The organism is Pseudoflavitalea rhizosphaerae (assembly GCF_003991355.1).
Taxonomy (GTDB): domain Bacteria; phylum Bacteroidota; class Bacteroidia; order Chitinophagales; family Chitinophagaceae; genus Pseudobacter; species Pseudobacter rhizosphaerae.
On sequence record NZ_RCSU01000004.1, the window covers coordinates 88,310 to 106,239 of the forward strand.

10 protein-coding genes are annotated in these 17,930 nt (G+C 48.7%); 8 read left to right on the forward strand and 2 right to left on the reverse strand.

The window, feature by feature from the left end; genetic code table 11:
- The first annotated feature begins 8 nt into the window (after positions 1–8).
- The 6 genes from D9Y29_RS08395 to D9Y29_RS08420 all read left to right on the forward strand — a co-directional run bounded on the left by D9Y29_RS08395 (position 9) and on the right by D9Y29_RS08420 (position 10,392).
- Positions 9–1,268: a DUF5000 domain-containing lipoprotein gene (locus tag D9Y29_RS08395; protein ID WP_164735316.1), complete on the forward strand. Its 1,260-nt coding sequence runs from the start codon at positions 9–11 to the stop codon at positions 1,266–1,268.
- Between the two features lie 17 nt (positions 1,269–1,285).
- Positions 1,286–2,515, forward strand: a complete 1,230-nt coding sequence (locus D9Y29_RS08400; RefSeq protein WP_127126969.1) for a DUF4998 domain-containing protein — start codon at positions 1,286–1,288, stop codon at positions 2,513–2,515.
- Positions 2,516–2,612: 97 nt separating this feature from the next.
- Complete coding sequence (locus D9Y29_RS08405) at positions 2,613–4,928, forward strand: glycoside hydrolase family 95 protein (RefSeq protein WP_127126971.1); 2,316 nt, start codon at positions 2,613–2,615, stop codon at positions 4,926–4,928.
- Complete coding sequence (locus D9Y29_RS08410; RefSeq protein ID WP_127126973.1) at positions 4,925–6,139, forward strand: glycoside hydrolase family 27 protein; 1,215 nt, start codon at positions 4,925–4,927, stop codon at positions 6,137–6,139. The genes D9Y29_RS08405 and D9Y29_RS08410 overlap by 4 nt, the downstream gene beginning before the upstream one ends.
- Positions 6,136–8,118 carry a sialate O-acetylesterase gene (locus tag D9Y29_RS08415; RefSeq protein WP_127126975.1) on the forward strand — a complete coding sequence of 661 codons (1,983 nt, stop codon included), beginning with the start codon at positions 6,136–6,138 and terminating at the stop codon, positions 8,116–8,118. Before D9Y29_RS08410 ends, D9Y29_RS08415 begins: the two co-directional genes overlap by 4 nt.
- Before the next feature lie 51 nt (positions 8,119–8,169).
- Positions 8,170–10,392, forward strand: a complete 2,223-nt coding sequence (locus tag D9Y29_RS08420) for an alpha-galactosidase (RefSeq protein WP_127126977.1) — start codon at positions 8,170–8,172, stop codon at positions 10,390–10,392.
- Positions 10,393–10,611: 219 nt separating this feature from the next.
- On the opposite strand, the gene D9Y29_RS08425 is transcribed toward D9Y29_RS08420, so the two are convergent.
- Positions 10,612–13,290: a cation-translocating P-type ATPase gene (locus tag D9Y29_RS08425; protein WP_127126979.1), complete on the reverse strand. Its 2,679-nt coding sequence runs from the start codon at positions 13,288–13,290 to the stop codon at positions 10,612–10,614.
- Positions 13,291–13,634: 344 nt separating this feature from the next.
- Here D9Y29_RS08425 and D9Y29_RS08430 point away from each other — a divergent pair, with 344 nt between their 5' ends.
- Positions 13,635–15,980 carry a TonB-dependent receptor gene (locus D9Y29_RS08430; protein ID WP_164735317.1) on the forward strand — a complete coding sequence of 782 codons (2,346 nt, stop codon included), beginning with the start codon at positions 13,635–13,637 and terminating at the stop codon, positions 15,978–15,980.
- A 3-nt stretch (positions 15,981–15,983) separates the two neighbouring features.
- The gene (locus D9Y29_RS08435) at positions 15,984–16,910 is read left to right on the forward strand and encodes a DUF4249 domain-containing protein (protein ID WP_127126983.1); all 927 of its coding nucleotides are present in this window, start codon (positions 15,984–15,986) and stop codon (positions 16,908–16,910) included.
- A gap of 6 nt (positions 16,911–16,916) precedes the next feature.
- On the opposite strand, the gene D9Y29_RS08440 is transcribed toward D9Y29_RS08435, so the two are convergent.
- On the reverse strand, positions 16,917–17,777 hold the full coding sequence (locus D9Y29_RS08440; protein WP_127126985.1) for a toxin-antitoxin system YwqK family antitoxin: 861 nt from the start codon (positions 17,775–17,777) through the stop codon (positions 16,917–16,919).
- Positions 17,778–17,930 lie beyond the last annotated feature (153 nt).

Here is a 17,930-nt window from a genome sequence, read left to right on the forward strand (position 1 = left end):
ATATGAGTATGACAACCCGATATAAAAAATACTTAGTGCTGTTGGCGCCGGCAACCATTGCTGTGGTGATGTTCGCCTGTTCCAAAGTAGATGAATACAAAGACATAGTTTCCGGAGATAAAACAAAACCCGGAATTGTGTCAAATGTAAAAGTGGAAAACGGTCCGGGTAAGGCCATCATCACCTATGACCTGCCCAATTCCGAAAACATCCTGTACGTGCAGGCCACCTATAAGATCAATGACAAGGTCAGCCGTCAAACCAAATCATCTTATTATTCCGATACCATCCATGTGAGCGGTTTTGCCAAAAAGCAGGAGTATACCGTTACGCTGCAAACCGTGAGCAGGGCAAATGTGGTATCCGATCCGGTAGAAGTGAAAGTGAACCCAGACACGCCGCCTTACCTGATGGCCTTCCCTACAATCAGTACCCAGCCTGATTTTGGCGGTATCAATATCAGTCTCGAAAATCCTGCAAAGGCCGATATCGGTGTGGTGACCATTATGAAAGACCCCATCACCAACCAGTTCGAGATCGTGAACCAGCGTTTCACGAAGCTGGAGGACATTGCGTATAGCCTTCGGGGTTATGATACCGTGAACCTGCAATTCGGGATCTATATCACGGATGACTGGGACAATGTTTCAGATACCCTATTCACTACGGTGAAACCGATATTTGAGAGACAAATGGACAAATCGAAATTCGGCCGTTATGTGCTGCCAACGGATGCCAAAACAGGTTTTGGCTGGGAGATCGAAAATATGTGGAATGGCAATACAGGCTCTCCCGGTTACCATACCGAACAGCCCATCCAGCCGCTGGTTTGGCCTGCTGTGATCACTTTCGATATGGGTCAGGCGGCTAAGCTTAGCCGTTATACCATCTGGAACCGTGGCATCGACGGCAGTGGGAACTGGCTCTGGCAGGCAGGCGCACCCACTACCTGGACGCTCTGGGGCAGGGAGAACAACCCCGTGGATGAAACATTACCCAGCGGTCCCGGCGCTCCCGGGGTTGGACAAACATCTCCCAATGGCTGGATCAATCTCGGCACATTCAAACTGCCTGCAAAACCATCGGGCCTGCCCAACCCTGCATACAGCAATTCCGATCTCGAATTCTGGAATGCTGGTTTCAGTTACAATTTCAACCTGGAGCTTCCCAGGGTACGGTATATCCGCTTCCAGTGCCAGGAGATCGCATCCGGTACCAACAACTTTTTCAATATTGCTGAACTGACATTCTGGGGTGATCCCAGGTAAACCATAAACGCTGCTATATGCCTAGAAAATATTCATCACTACTCTGGATAACAGGTCTGGTTTGCCTGCTTGCCTGTACACAAAAAATGGATGAGTTCAGGGATTATCTCAACAATGAAGAGATCAAATACCCAGGCTCCATTTCCAAAGTGTTCACCAGGCCCGGCAATGGCCGGCTCGGTATCGGCTGGTCGCCCAGCCCGGACCCTTCCGTTACCAAATACAGGATCTACTGGAATAATTTCCGTGATTCCGTTGAAGTGAGTTCCGCTTCACACAGCCCCGGAGATACGGTGTACACTATCATCAATAATCTGCAGGAATATACTTATTCATTTTTTGTTTATTCCTTCGATGCAAAAGGAAACAAATCCATTCCCGTGGAAGTGCAGAATGCAAGGGTCTATGGCAATTCCTACCAGAACAGCCTGATGAACCGCTATATCAACAGCGGTGATCCGTATGAATTCCTGGATGATGCAGGACAAGAAGTGAAACTCAATTTCCTCCAGCCGGATTCCACCAATGCGCTTACTTATCTGCGTTATACCAATACCAGTGATGAGTTGAAAGAAGTGGTCCTTCTGCCGGGAGAGAACTCAATAACCATCACGGATTTCAAATACGGCACCAAGGTGGCTTACCAGAGCGAATACACTCCATCGGAAACCGCGCTGGATTCATTTTCCGTGAACATGGTGGATACATTCCCCAATATCGCCTTCACCATCGCGAAAGCAGACAAGAGCCTGTTCAGCGTGGTGACCACCCTGCCCAATGATGTGCAGCCCTGGGATGGAGGGACCAGTGTGGCCAGGTTATGGGATGGCTCCGTGGGGCCGCAGGGATGGCCGAATATATGGCACTCTAATGGCGATAAACAACTGCCGCACCATTTTACTTTCGATATGGGCAGGGGCTATCGCCGGCTGCAGAATATCGAGATCACAGGCCGCGACTGCTGTCACAATCCAACCGAGTTTGAGATCTGGGGCATTGCTGATATTACGAATGCGGCCACCAACCTGCCGGGTAATGATCCGGGCTGGAAGGATGAAGCCATCGCAAAAGGCTGGGTCCTGCTGGAGGATGTAACACTCGATAACAATGGCGTTGGTCCTTACAAAGTGGATTTTGCAGCCGGTGTTCCGCAGATCCGTTATATCCGCATCCGCGTTAAAAAAGTGGCCAGTGGAGAGAGTGCATACAGCAACCTGAGTGAGGTTACTGTTGAATACAGGAGATAGAACCGTCGGAATCTCCATTAATACAACAATAAAATCCATTTACCCGAATCCGTATACAGTTGAACTTTGTTGAACTTGTTGCCTCAATTAACGAATTATGAAACGAACGATTGGTCTTGTTGCGATCCTGTTTTCCCTGACTGCTTCTGCGCAGCGGCGTCCCCTTCAGTTATGGTTCGATAAACCTGCTGCACAGTGGGAAGAGACACTTCCCTTAGGAAACGGACGCCTGGGCATGACGCCCGATGGAGGAGTGGAAAAAGAGAAAATAGTACTGAACGATATCACCATGTGGTCCGGCAGTCCGCAGGATGCCAATAACTATGAAGCGTACAAGCAACTGCCTGCCATCAGGCAATTGCTGGCGGAAGGGCAGAATGATGAGGCGCAAAAACTGATCGACAAAAGTTTTATCTGCCTGGGGCCCGGCTCCGGCGGCCCGCAATGGGGCTGCTTCCAGATGCTGGCCGATCTCAATATCAGGTACAATTATAACGGAAATGCAACTACGCCTTCAGATTACTGCCGCTGGTTGTCGCTGGACAGTGCCATCGCCGTCACAAGCTTCACCTTGAATGGCATTCAATACAAGAGAGAATATTTCACCAGTTTCGGGGCTGATGTGGACCTTATCCGCATCACCGCCAGTAAAAAAGGAGCTGTCAGTTTTGCGGTTGGTATCAGCCGCCCGGAAAGAGGGGAGAGCTCTGTCAGCGGTCAGTCATTACTGTTAGCTGGTCAGCTCAATAACGGAACCGACGGAAAAGGAATGCAATACCTGACGCAGGTGAAACTGAAGAATACTGGTGGTAAACAAACCGTGAAAGGAAATGAACTGATAGTGGAAGGCGCCGATGAAGCATTGATCTTCGTTTCCACTGCTACCGATTTCCGCAACCCGCAATATAAATCCCTGGTGGAAAAGAATATGCGCGCTGCATTGCAGAGATCTTATGCAGTGCAGAAACAAACCCATGTCCGTAATTACAGGAAATTGTTTGGCCGCGTTGCGGTTGACCTGGGAACAGGCGCTGCTGAATCACTGACCACAGACAAACGCCTGGCGGCATATTACAAACAGCCTGAGCAAGACAAATCATTACCCGTTCTCTTTTTACAATTCGGAAGATATCTCAGCATCAGCAGCACAAGGGTTGGACTGCTTCCACCGAACTTACAGGGACTTTGGGCCAACCAGGTGAATACGCCCTGGAATGGCGACTATCACCTGGATGTGAATGTGCAGATGAACCACTGGCCAGTTGAAATGAGCAATCTCTCCGAACTGAACTTGCCACTCACCGAACTGGTGCGTGGATTGGTGAAGCCCGGTGAACGCACCGCCAAAGCCTATTACAATGCCGATGGCTGGGTTGCCCATGTGATCACGAATGTTTGGGGCTGGACCGAACCCGGCGAAAGTGCCAGCTGGGGCGTTACCAAATCAGGATCGGGATGGCTCTGCAATAATCTCTGGGAGCATTATGTATACACCGATGATCTGGCCTACCTGAAAAGCATCTATCCTATCCTGAAAGGATCAGCGCTTTTCTATAAAAGCATATTGGTGAAAGACGGGAAAACAGGATGGCTGGTGACTTCGCCTTCTTCCAGTCCTGAGAACTCTTTCCTCCTGCCCAATGGCAATCATGCCAGCATTTGCGTGGGGGCTGCTATCGACAACCAGATCATCCGTGAGCTGTTCAATAATATCATCACGGCAACAGAGAAACTGAAGATCGATAAAAGTCTTTCCGATACATTGCGCGCGCAACTGAAACAATTGCCGCCCGCGGGCATCATTTCACCCGATGGCCGTATACAGGAATGGCTGGAAGATTACAAGGAAACAGATCCACAGCATCGTCATATTTCACATCTCTATGGATTGTACCCTGCCAATCTCATCACGGCCAACGGTACGCCTGAGCTGGCGGCAGCGGCTAAGAAAAGCCTGGAAGTGAGAGGGGATGATGGACCCAGCTGGGCCATCGCTTACAAGCAATTATTCTGGGCAAGATTACTGGATGGCAACCGCGCATTCAAATTGTTGCGCGAATTGCTGAAGCCCACACTTCGTACAGATATCAACTACGGCGCCGGTGGTGGCGTGTATCCAAACCTGTTCTCTGCAGGCCCGCCATTCCAGATCGATGGCAATTTCGGGGCAGCCGCAGCCATCATGGAAATGTTGATGCAATGCCATGCCGGCTATGTGGAATTGCTCCCCGCCATTCCTGATCTCTGGAAAGCTGAAGGCAGTGTGAAGGGATTGAAAGCAAGAGGAAATCTTACCGTCGATTTCGAATGGAAAAATGGACAGGTAATAAAATATAAGATCAGTTCTCCCACTTCCAAAAAGGTGAAGCTGAAAGTGAACGGACAAATCAAAAGCATCACTACCAGCAAATGAAATTGTACTGGCTGATATTATCCGTATGCCTGGCGATATGTGCAAAGGCCCAGGAGGTAAACCGTAGCAAACTGGCGTCACTTCCGCCGATGGGTTGGATGACCTGGAACCTGTATGGAGAGCGGATCGATGAGAAGCTGATCCGCAGTATTGCTGATGCCATGGATTCTACCGGCATGATTGCAGCCGGATATAAATACCTGATCATCGATGATGGCTGGCAGGGTGGAAGGGATAAGAAAAACAATATTATCGCAGATCCCGTGAAGTTTCCTTCCGGCATCAAAGCACTCGCCGGTTATGTACATGCAAAAGGACTGAAGCTGGGTATCTATTCCGATGCAGCTTCGCTTACCTGTGCGGGTTATACTGCCAGCCTGCATTTTGAAGAACAGGATGCCAGAACATTCGCTTCCTGGGGCATCGATTACCTGAAGTACGATTACTGCAATGCGCCGGCAGACTCCAATACGGCAAAGGCCCGCTATACAAAAATGGCGCAGGCATTGTCGGCATCCGGACGAGATATCGTATTCGGTATCTGCGAATGGGGTGGGCGTCAACCCTGGTTCTGGGCAGCCAATGCAGGCGGCAGCGTCTGGCGCACTACCGGTGATGTTCGCGACAAATGGAAAAAGGAACAGGGAAAAGATGGAGAGGGGATCATGGATATTTACAACGTGAATGTGATGCTGCACAAATATGCAGGTCCTGGCCGCTGGAACGATCCCGATATGCTGGTAGTAGGTTTGTATGGAGCCAAAGGACCGTCTTCAGATCTTGGTGGAACGGGTTGCTCTGATATCGAATACCAAAGCCAGATGAGCCTCTGGAGTATCATGGCGGCCCCTCTTATCGCTACCAATAATATCATGGCCATGAACAGGGCCACCAAAAAAATACTGCTCAACCGGGAAGTGATCGCCATCAACCAGGACCCGGCCGGTAACCAGGGAAAGCTGATCAAAAGCGATACCAGCTTCGATGTGATACTGAAGCCTCTTCAGAACGGGGATATGGCGCTGGCTATTTTGAATAAATCCGGGATTTTACAATCTTACAGTTTCGCGGGCGGAACTCTGGGCCTCCCTTCCGGCTTCACAGTGCGCGACTGCTGGCAGCAGCGCAGCGTGGGGAAAAAGGACAAATGGACAGGCTCCATCCAACCGCATGAAACAAAATTATTCCGGTTGATAAAAAAACAACAATGAAAGATATCCGATCAATAATCGTTTTTTCCGCACTGTTACTGACTGTTGCTTACGCAGAAGCACAACCGAGACTACCGGATTTCTTTGGAGACAGTATGGTGTTACAAAGAGATCAACCCCTTCGGATCTGGGGTATCAGCGGTGAGTCAGGAACGGTGACTGTTACCCTCAATGGACAAACGAGAACTGCAGCTATCAATCCCAAAGGCGGCTTCCATGTGGAGCTGGGCCCTGAAAAGGCCGGAGGCCCTTACGATCTTATTATTTCAGATAAGAAGGGAAAGACAGTTTTGCATGGCGTTCTCCTGGGAGATGTGTGGTTCTGTTCCGGGCAATCCAATATGGAAATGCCTGTAAAAGGATGGGGCTCTGTGTATGATGCAGATGAAGTGATCAGGAATGCTTCGCATCCGCAGATCAGGTTGATGACAGTAATGAAGAAAGTATCCACCTGGCCGGAAAAGGACCTCCGGGATGTTCGATGGCAGGCCTGCTCTCCCGGTAATATTGCGCCATTTTCCGCAGTAGCTTATTTTTTCGGCCGCAGGCTGCAACAGGATCTGAATGTGCCGATAGGACTGATCAATTCCACCTGGGGTGGAACACAGATAGAAGCCTGGATCAGTCATGCTGCGCTTTCAAATGATCCTTATTATAAAGATGTGATGAAAGCAGTGCAGAAGCCGGTGGATTTCCAGGACCTGATAAATGCCCGCTACAAAAAAGAACGGAGTGAGCAGCAACAATTGCTGAAAGACATGCCCAAAGCGGGAGACAGCGCACTGTACAAAAATGCGGGCTACGATCATCGCAAATGGGCTACCATGCCCATTCCCGGAGCATGGGAAACACAGCCGAATTTATCGAGGCTCGATGGTATCGTCTGGTTCAGGAAGGAAATATATGTGAGACAAGAAGATGCAGGCAAACCTGCCAGTTTCCATCTTGGAAAAATAGACGATAATGAACAGAGCTTCCTGAATGGCAGGCCCCTGGGTGCTACGCGGGGCTGGAATACAGACAGGGTCTACAACGGTGTGCTCAAAGCCGGGAAGAATGTGATCGCTATTCGCGTGGAAGATACAGGCGGTGGCGGCGGCATCTGGGGCGACAGTGCTGAACTATACGTTTCGGTTAATGACCATCGTTATTCGCTGGTGGGCAACTGGAACTACCGCATTCAGGAAGTTCGTACCAATACCAATTCAATTGGTCCCAACGATTATCCCTCCCTGCTTTTCAATGGCATGGTAAGCCAGTTCAGGGGCATGAATATCAAAGGAACTATCTGGTACCAGGGCGAAGCCAATGCGGGCCGTGGTTTTGAATACCGTCATGCAATGCCTTTGCTGATCAGCAACTGGCGTGAGCATTTCAAGGACCCTGATATGCCATTCTATTTTGTACAACTCACCAGCTACAACGATAATAATGGAAACAGCAACAAAGGCAGCGCCTGGGCCGAAATACGGGAATCTCAAACGCTCACTGCCAAAACTGTTCCGCATACCGGCATGGCCGTGATCACAGATATCGGTAATGCCAATGATATCCATCCGCGTAACAAGAAAGATGTAGGAGAAAGACTTGCCGCCATTGCATTGCATGATACCTATGGTAAACCTGTCGTCGCATCCGGGCCTGTATTCAAATCCTTCAGCATCGATGGAAACAAAGTCGCTATCAGTTTTACATTCACCGGCCAGGGCCTTACAGCCCGCGATGGGAAAGCATTGGGCGGTTTTGAACTGGCAGGAGCCGATAAGAAATTCTATCCTGCAGAAGCAGTTATTTCCGGCGATCAGGTAATCCTTCGGTCCAGCCAGGTAACTGCACCTGTGGCTGCACGTTATGGTTGGTCGGATGTACTCGATCATGCCAATCTCAGCAATAAAGATGGATGGCCTGCCGGGCCTTTCAGAACAGATAACTGGCCTGGCATCACCGTCAACAACAAATACGATCCGAAGTTCAAATAACACAGAGGGCCGGAAAGATCCAACACATATCTATCACTGAATATTATGACTATGAATCGAAGAAGGAAAGGAATGATCGCTGTAAGGCACCTGGTTTGCTGCAGTATTGCATTGATGGCCGGATGGTTGCCCTGCAGCCTGAAAGCACAGACCATCATTCCTGTTGTGACTTCAAATAATGCACTGGTGCTGGAAGCCGGCAAAAACAAAGATCTCTCTGTTATTTATTTTGGAAAGAAGCTGGCCAATGAAAAAGAATACCAGCTCGTACCTTCTGTATACAAACAAACAGGCGATTACACGGATGTATTGAACGCAGCTTATACCAGTTCCGGTTCCCGCAACCTGGTGGAACCAGCCATCACTGTGGTTCATGCCGATGGCAACCGTTCACTGGACCTGCGTTATGTAAAACACGAACAAAAGCAATTGCCCGATGGCGTTACCCATTACAGTATCCTGCTGAAAGATCCTGTATACGATTTTGAAGTGACGCTGCACTATAAAGTATATCCCAGGCAGGATGTGATTGAACAATGGTCTGTGATCAAACACAAAGAGAAAGGAAATGTGGTGCTGGAAAAATTCGCTTCCGCCAATCTGCATCTCAAGGCAAAGGGATTCTGGCTGAACCAATATCATGGCGACTGGGCAAAGGAAATGCAGCCGGAAGAATCGAAGATCACACACGGCATCAAAACCATCGATTCCAAATTAGGCACGCGTACCAATATCTTCCTGCCTTCCGTTTTCATGGTATCGCTGAACAGACCTGCAACGGAAGATGAAGGCACCGTGTTGTATGGCTCCCTGGCTTACAGCGGTAATTTCAGAACGGATCTTGAACTGGATTACCAGAACAATCTCAGGATCATTTCCGGTATCAATAATTATGCATCTCCCTACAACCTGAAGCCTGGTGAAGAATTTGTTACACCCTCATTCATTCACCTGCTTTCCAGCAAAGGCAAGGGTTTTGCGAGCCGTCAGTTGCACGACTGGGCCAGAAATTACAGGCTGCTGGATGGAAAAGGGGACAGGCTCACATTGCTCAATAACTGGGAAGCCACTTATTTCGATTTCAATGAAACCAAGCTGAAGGAACTGCTGCGCGATACAAAAAAGCTCGGCGTGGACCTGTTCCTGTTAGATGATGGCTGGTTCGCCAATAAATATCCCCGCAATGATGATAAAGCAGGGCTGGGCGACTGGGCAGAGAATAAATCCAAGCTGCCCAATGGTGTGGCAAGCCTGGTGAAGGAAGCAGCCGCCAATGGTGTGAAATTCGGGATCTGGGTGGAGCCTGAAATGGTGAACCCGAAAAGTGAATTGTACGAGAAGCATCCTGATTGGGTGGTCCGTCAACCTGCGCGCCAGGAACATTATTTCCGTAACCAGCTGGTGCTGGACCTGAGCAATCCTGTGGTGCAGGACTTTGTTTTCGGTGTGGTGGACAATCTGTTTGCTAAGAACCCTGATCTGGCCTATATCAAATGGGACTGCAATGCCGTGATCTATAATGCCCATTCCGCTTATCTTGGAAAGGACCAATCCCATTTCTATATCGAATACATGCGCGGCCTGTACAATGTGTTGCAGCGTTTGCGCGCAAAGTATCCGAAGGTGCCGATGATGCTTTGCTCCGGTGGCGGTGGGCGTGTGGATTATGAAGCGTTGAAATATTTCACAGAATACTGGCCCAGCGATAATACCGATCCACTGGAAAGGATCTTCATTCAATGGGAGTATTCCTATTTCTATCCTGCCATCGCAAGCGCCAATCATGTGACGGATTGGGGCAAGCAACCCATCAAATTCAGAACAGATGTAGCAATGATGGGGAAGCTCGGGTTCGATATCGTAGTGAGCCATCTGAATGAAAAGGACCTTGCTTTTTGTCAGAATGCCATCAAAGAATATAATGGGTTCAAACATCTGGTGTACCAGGGAGATCAGTATCGATTGTCTGATCCGCGAAAAAGTGCTGTGGCTTCTGTGGCATTTGTAAGTAAAGATCAATCAGAAGGCGTGCTGTTCAATTATCTCGTTAATGACCGTTATGGTGAAGGGAGTGTGTATCCCATTCAGTTGAAAGGACTGGATCCATCAGCATTCTATACGCTGAAAGAATTGAGCCTGTATCCCGGAAGTAAATCGGTTATTGATGCCGGTAAGAAATATTCCGGCGAGTTCCTGATGACTGTGGGTTTCAATCCTGAAGTGTCTGGCAGCAGAACAAGTGTTGTGCTGAAACTTGAAAAAGTGAAAAAGTAGAAAACTAGACTGTCCTTCACATACATAAACTTTGGCAAGTGGTAATCTCTGCAGAGGCGTCCCAACTGGGGCGCTTTTGCTTTTCGGAATGCTGGCAGTGAGTGGCTGGTAGTGAGTGGCTGGTAGTCAGGGTGCTGGCAGTCGCTCGCCTCCCGGCGAGTGACTTATATTTAGTCGCCTCCGGCGACGCAGTGTTCGCCGGAGGCGAACCAATAACCGTCACTCGCGGGGACGCGAGCGACTGCCCCCTGAGGAAATGCGTCTGGCCCTTTTGAACAGTTTCAGTATCTCGCTCAGGATAACGGGAACGATGCCCAGTCCCAATGCGTAGGTCCAGCCCTGGAGGTCCAGCATTTGCAGCCTGAATGCTTTTTGAAGCACCGGTAATCCCATCACGAGTAATTGAAGGGCCAGTGCCAGGACCACAGCACCCACCAGGTATTTATTGGAGAATATGCCTGTCTGGAAAATTGATTTGACGGAATGCCTGAAAGTGAAGGAATAGAACAGCTGGCAGCAAATGATGGTCATGAAAGCCATTGTTCTCGCATATTCATGAATGTTAGCAGGTACTTGTTTGTCATATGGACTGTAGCCGTGCTCGTAATAGCCGAACCAGAAAGCGCCAATGGTGAGGAGGCCAATGGCCGTACCACCAATAACGACCCTTTGTGCCGCACCATGTGCGAAGAAGCTTTCGTTTGGGCTGCGCGGTGCTTGTTTCATCACATCGGGATCACCTGGGTCCATTCCCAATGCAATGGCCGGCAATGTATCTGTGAGCAGGTTGATCCATAATAATTGTGTAGCCATCAGGGGGGCGGGCATGCCGATCAAAATGGCCAATACCATCGTTATCACTTCGCCCACATTGCTGGCCAGCAGGAAGATCACAGACTTCTTGATATTGTTGTAAATATTCCGTCCCTGTTCGATGGCGGCAATGATGGTAGCAAAATTGTCGTCCGCTAAGATCATATGAGCTGCATTCCTCGCCACATCCGTTCCGGTAATGCCCATGGCTACCCCAATATCTGCGGTATTGAGGCTGGGTGCATCATTCACACCATCTCCCGTCATTGAAACGATCTGGCCTTCTGATTTGAAGGCGCGTACAATATTCACTTTATGTTCGGGGGAAACCCTGGCAAAAACACGGTAGGATGTCAACTGTTGATCGCCGTTAGAGGCTTTCTTCAATTCGGAACCGGTGATCGCCTGTTTTTTGTTATCGGCAATACCGAGATCTTTGGCAATGGCGAATGCTGTATCCTTGTGATCTCCCGTGATCATCACTGTTGTAATACCTGCCTGCTTTGCCTGGTTGATGCTGTCCTTTACTTCCGGCCTGGGCGGATCTATCATGCCTACCATACCGATCAGCACCAGGTCTTTTTCCATTTCTTCCTGACCGATGGGGCCATCCAGGGGTTTATAAGCTGCTGCCAGCGTCCGGAGTGCATTGGCGGACATCTCTTTGGTCGCTTTTTTGAATTGTTCTATATGTCCGGTGGTGATGGGAATGGCTTCTCCGTTATGCTGTACCATGGTACAACGATCGAGGAGATGGTCGATTGCTCCCTTGGTGTACACTGTCAGTTTCCCATTTTCTTCCTGGATGGTAGACATCAGTTTCCTGTCGGAATCGAATGGCAGTTCATCTTTCCTCTTCGCTTCAGTAGCTAATTTGTTTCTATCGATACCCAGTTGGTCGCCGAGTCTGAGCAGTGCAATTTCCGTTGGGTCGCCGGTGCCTTCGCCATTTTCGAAAGTGGCGTCGGAGCAGAGTATCATGGCTTTTGTAAGAAGCAGGGCTGCATCGGAAGGTTCATTTTCATTTTCTTTCAGTTCCAGTTCCTGGCCGGTGAGGTCGAAGAGGCGCACCACCGTCATTTTATTTTGTGTGAGTGTTCCTGTTTTGTCCGAGCAAACAACTGTAACGGAACCGAGGGTTTCAACAGCCGGTAATTTTTTGATGATGGCTTTCTTGCGGGCCATCCTGGTAACGCCGATGGACAACACTACGGCAACGATGGCGGCCAGTCCTTCCGGAATGCTGGCTACAGCCAATGATACGGCCGTAAGGAAATTCTCAGCAAGGTCCCTTCCCTGGAGCGAGGCCAATCCGAACATGGCAACACAAACACCGATGGCGATCTTTCCCAAAGTCTTGCCCAGTTCATCCAGTCTTTTTTCGAGTGGTGTTTTTTCTTCTTTTTCCTGGTTGATGATATTGGCGATCTTCCCAACTTCTGTTTTCATTCCGGTTTCCACCACTACACCCAGTCCTCTGCCGTATGTGACTACGGTAGACATGAATGCCATATTCAGCTGGTCCCCCAGCGGTATATTGGCATTCTGCAGATCAGCATTGGCGTCTTTTTCAGCAGGAACGGATTCGCCTGTGAGCGCTGATTCTTCAATTTGCAGGTTGGCCGATTCCAGCAATCTCACATCGGCGGCCACAAAGCGCCCTGCTTCCAGTACCAGTATATCACCCGGCACAATCATTTCAGATGCGATCTCCGTTGTGGTCCCGTTTCTTTTCACCAGCGCTTTGGGCGCAGAAAGATCTTTGAGCGCTTCGATCGCATTACCTGCCTTCACTTCCTGTATCACGCCTAATACGGCATTGATGATGATCACCAGCAGGATGATAATGCCATCGATATATTCTCCCATGGCCATAGTGATCACCACGGCGCCAAAGAGTACATAGATCAGCGCGTCTTTCAGTTGTGCAATAAATAAGGAGAAAACAGAACGGCGCTTCTGAGCAGTGAGCTTGTTGTGTCCATACTGCTGCAGCCGCGCAGCTGCTTCATTTTCTTTCAGTCCATTGTCTTTATCCGCATTAAGTTCCTCCAGCGTTTGCTGTATCGATTTTGAAAACCACATAGGCCATTTATTTATTTGTCCAATGAGGCAGATGGACTGACAAAAGCAGGCTCTATAAAATTAGGGGAAACCAATCAAATAGCCACCGGGAATCTATTCTCTTTCATCTGGTTCAGAAAAGCTTTGATCCAATTCTTGTGATCGTTGAGGTTTGTAAATGCAAATCCCTGACCACCGGTTGCAGGTTTGGAAATTAGTTGTGGAGAATGCTGAAAAAATGGACGTTTTGTGCTGGTGTTGTCCCTAAAGTTGAAGATATTCGTTAAAGCATTCTTGCCCTGGTCCTGAAATAATGTACACCCATGATCCTGGCGCCACGATCTGTAATAAAGCATTCCATGTTGATGGCATTGTTTCTGATGTTGGCGCCCCTGTTTGCATACGCGCAGGAACACCGGTTAACACTGATCATCCACGATAGTCTCGATCTTCCCGTCAGTAATGCCTCTGTACGTGTGAACGGCAGAACCACGCCTGCCGACTCCTCCGGAAGGATTTCCCTTCGCCTGCCATCCGGCAAATTCAAAATTTCGGTTACAGCTATAGGTTATAGCGATACAGCTTTTTCCATCTCCCTGGTGGATGACCTGGAAATCAGACTGGCGCTGCGTTTTACGCAGCAGTCATTGCAGGCGGTGATCGTGTCGGGAAGCCGGAGCCTGCAAAGGAACCAGATGAGTATGCATACGCTGGATATGGCGCAGATCCAAAAGCTGCCTGTGATACTTGGCGAAGTGGACCCTATGAAGACCATCACACTCCTGCCTGGCGTGAAGAGTGGGGGCGATGCCGGTTCCGGCATTTATGTTCGTGGTGGCGGGCCTGATCAAAATCTCGTTCTGCTGGATGGTATTCCCGTATACAATCCTAATCACCTGCTTGGTTTCTTCAGTGTGTTCAGTGGCGACGCCATCAAAAGTATTGAAGTGATCAAAGGTGGTATGCCCGCTGAATATGGCGGACGATTGAGCAGTGTGATTGCCGTGAATTCGAAGGATGGCAACCGGGATACGCTCAAAGCTTCCGGTGGCATCGGACTGATCTCCTCGCGTTTATCGCTTGAAGGGCCTGTGATCAAAAAGAAGTCTGCTTTCAATGTTAGTTTCCGCAGAACTTATATCGACCAGGTAGCCAAACTCATTGCGCCGGACTCCATCGGCAGGAATGGCTATTTCTTCTACGATGTAAATGCAAGGGCCGACTTTCAGCTCAACAGGAATAATGGACTCTACCTCACTTTCTATACGGGAAAAGACAAATTCAATTTTGTTGATGACGATGATGATGGGCCTGCCCGCGAATTCAATGCCAACTGGGGCAATACCATTGCAGGACTCACCTGGAAACAACAACTGAACAACCAGTGGAAACAAGAGCTGGCAATTGTGCGCAATGATTTTAATTTGTCGAGCCGTATTGCTTTCGGTTCCAACAGTATCATCCTGTCTTCAGGACTCACAGACTACCAGTTGAAGAACGACTGGAGCTATACTCCCCAACCCTGGATGCGCTGGAAAGCAGGATTGCAATATATCTGGCATAGTTTTCGTCCGGGTGCGGGCGAGTCAAATCAGGGTGTGCAGGAGTTCAGGTCGCGTGTTAGTGATCAGCAGGCCAGGGAAGCGGCAGTTTATCTTAGTACAGACATAGACGTTAGTACAGACTTTAATTTCATTGCAGGTATTCGTTACAGTTATTTCAACCAGGTAGGCCCAACCGAACGCGTGCTCTATGATCCCGAAGGTGCGCCCACAGGAGAAACTGAATCGTACAAAAAAGGAGAGAGCATTGTACGTTATCATTACCCGGAACCAAGGATCAGTCTTTTGTATAAACTCAATACCAGCGCCAATTTCAAACTATCATATACGCGCACATACCAGTACCTGCACCTGGCCACTACCAGTGCTGCCACATTCCCCAGTGACCTGTGGGTCCCTTCCAGCCGCCTTATCAAACCCGGTATTGCTGACCAGGTGGCGGCAGGATTCTTCAAAGGGTTCGGGACAGGAAAATATGAAATGAGTGTGGAAGCCTATTACAAAACACTTAGGAACCAGATCGAATTCAAACCCGGAGCGCGCCTGTTACTCAATCAGAATATCGAAGGTGAAATGATCTTTGGCGAAGGGAAAGCCTATGGCATCGAATTCTTCTTCCAGAAAAAAACAGGACGGCTCAATGGCTGGATCGGTTATACACTGAGCCGCTCTGAGAGAACTTTCCCTGATATGAACGAAGGGAAAGCATTCCCTTACCGTTATGACCGAACGCATGATATCAGTGTGGTAGCCAATTATCAGCTCAGCAAGAAATGGCATGCCTCCGCTGTGTTCGTGTATGGAACCGGCAATGCACTCACCATGCCAACAGGGAGGTTCGTGTACAGCATCGGTTACGATGGCCGTAAGAACCAACCTGTGTTCACCAATATCAACCAGTACGACAAGATCAACGATTATCGCATGCCTGCCTATCACCGGATGGATCTGGCATTTACCTACACCAGGAAACCGGATAACCATCGACGTTATAAGAGCAGCTGGGTATTCGGACTGTATAATTTGTATAACCGGGAGAACCCTTATTTCATCTACATCGATGCAGATGAAGAAGACCGGACCATCAAGGGAAAGAAAGTGTTCCTGTTCCCTGTGATACCGGGCATTACCTGGAATTTTAAATTTTAAGCGATGTGCAGAATGACTGTTTTGATGAACCTGTTGCTGACGATCATTGTAGCATTTTTCACTTCCTGTGAAAAGGATTTCGATATCAAATTGAAGCCTAATAAACCATTGCTGATTGTTGAGGGCTATATCAATAATGAATTGCCATCATACAATTATGTGATATTAGGAAGAAGCCAGGATTATTTCAATACCGATTTCGCGAATATTGCAGTGACCGGTGCAAAAGTAAGTATTACTGAAGGTCGTCTGCTACCTGATAATACTTATGAATGGAATGCAGCTACAAAAAGAGAACTAACGGAGGCGCGTATCCCACAGCTGGATTTTGTGCTGGTGCCCGGCTTGTATTTTGACCCGGCGCTTATAACCGATTCCGCCAATGCGCTGATGGGAAGACCGGGCTATCACTATTTGCTGGAGATCGAAGCGGAAGGGAAAAAATATTCTGCCACTACAGCCCTGCTCCCTGCCGTAAAAGTGGATAGTTTGACCATCGGTAATTATTACAAAGATGACCTGGATGATGGCAGCATTGTTTTGAAGGGAAGGATCACTGTACATTATAAAGATCCCGATACTATCGGTAATACACAATTGTATTACTGGCAGGCGCTAAGCGATGGGCCTCATTTTGGATGGGGTGGCATGGGTGCCGGCAGGTATTCACCCGGCACAGACGATCTGGTGAACGGACAATATTTAAGGCTTACACACGGCAGTGGTTTTGTGATGGGTGATTCTGTAATCTACCATATGGCCAGCGTGGAAAGGAAAGTGTATAATTTCTGGGACAGTTTCAATAAGGCCCGCGCCAACGGTGGTCCATTCTCCACGCCTGCATCAATTTCCAGCACCATCAGCGGGGAAGATGTGCTCGGATGTTTCAGCGGGTTCAGTCTGAGCTCCAAATCGGTGCGTATCAAATAAATGATATCAGGATTTCATCTTTACCACATCTTTCAGTTTCCCGTTGTGCGAGTATAGTTGAATATAGAGAAGTTTACCTTGTTTGTTGTAGAATTTCCAGTCGCCGTTTGGCCTTCCTTGTTTGTAGCTGCCAACTGCCAGCACTGTAGCGTCATTATTCCATTCGTTCCATAACCCGTCTCTCACACCATTCTTGTAATAGCCGGAGTCCTTTGTTTTTCCATCCGGGAAGAAATTCACATACAGGCCATGATGCAGACATTGGGTGAAAGGTGCATGATAACTGTTCTGGCCTGCATTCCGTTCAACTCTTTTTGTTAAAGAAATGACTTGTTCTTCCGAATGGTCATTGTCGAGCGCATGGTAAGAATAACCGGCCGTCAAGAGATGCCTGGCGGCATTCATATTTTTTCTGGCAATTCCGGTGAGTGCAAAAAACGTACTGCGACCATCTTTTCGCTGGATCTCATTCTTAACATAGGCCAGTTTTTCTGCATTGTAAGTACGTATGGTGCGCAATGTGCCATCGGGATAATAAGTTTTCCATTCTCCATCGGGAACGGATTTTTGCATCCGGCCTGAATCCAGCACCTGGCCCGGCTTGTAGAAACTCATCCAGTTGCCCTGCAGTTGATTGCGCTTCACGCCGCTTACAAAAATTGTATCGCCCCCGGCATTCAGTCCGGTCAATTGATCCCCATCACGGGAAAGATGATCATCAATATGCAGTTTCTGGAAAGCGGCCACTGATAAGGCCGGAATAGGCGATGGTAATGTTCTGGGTATAGCATAAGAGATCTTATTCTGCGACGAAGCATTTGACAGGAATAAAATCCCTAACCCCGATATGAGTAGGTGTTTATTCATGGTAGTGACATTAAACAAGCATTACAAATTTACTGCAATCAACATGAAAGGGGGATTAAAATCGAAGGCTGGGTGCGGGTTGCAAAGCTGTGCCGGGGCGGTCGCAAAGGGATATGAACGGTGGCTGGAAAACAAACCGGCGCGGGAGGATAT

Excerpts from the sequence above, each read along its gene's own strand:
- D9Y29_RS08395 (WP_164735316.1), top strand. The coding sequence starts at position 9 with ATGACAACCCGATATAAAAAATACTTAGTGCTGTTGGCGCCGGCAACC.
- D9Y29_RS08400 (WP_127126969.1), top strand. The coding sequence starts at position 1,286 with ATGCCTAGAAAATATTCATCACTACTCTGGATAACAGGTCTGGTTTGC.
- D9Y29_RS08405 (WP_127126971.1), top strand. The coding sequence starts at position 2,613 with ATGAAACGAACGATTGGTCTTGTTGCGATCCTGTTTTCCCTGACTGCT.
- D9Y29_RS08410 (WP_127126973.1), top strand. The coding sequence starts at position 4,925 with ATGAAATTGTACTGGCTGATATTATCCGTATGCCTGGCGATATGTGCA.
- D9Y29_RS08415 (WP_127126975.1), top strand. The coding sequence starts at position 6,136 with ATGAAAGATATCCGATCAATAATCGTTTTTTCCGCACTGTTACTGACT.
- D9Y29_RS08420 (WP_127126977.1), top strand. The coding sequence starts at position 8,170 with ATGAATCGAAGAAGGAAAGGAATGATCGCTGTAAGGCACCTGGTTTGC.
- D9Y29_RS08425 (WP_127126979.1), bottom strand. The coding sequence starts at position 13,290 with ATGTGGTTTTCAAAATCGATACAGCAAACGCTGGAGGAACTTAATGCG.
- D9Y29_RS08430 (WP_164735317.1), top strand. The coding sequence starts at position 13,635 with ATGGCATTGTTTCTGATGTTGGCGCCCCTGTTTGCATACGCGCAGGAA.
- D9Y29_RS08435 (WP_127126983.1), top strand. The coding sequence starts at position 15,984 with ATGTGCAGAATGACTGTTTTGATGAACCTGTTGCTGACGATCATTGTA.
- D9Y29_RS08440 (WP_127126985.1), bottom strand. The coding sequence starts at position 17,777 with ATGAATAAACACCTACTCATATCGGGGTTAGGGATTTTATTCCTGTCA.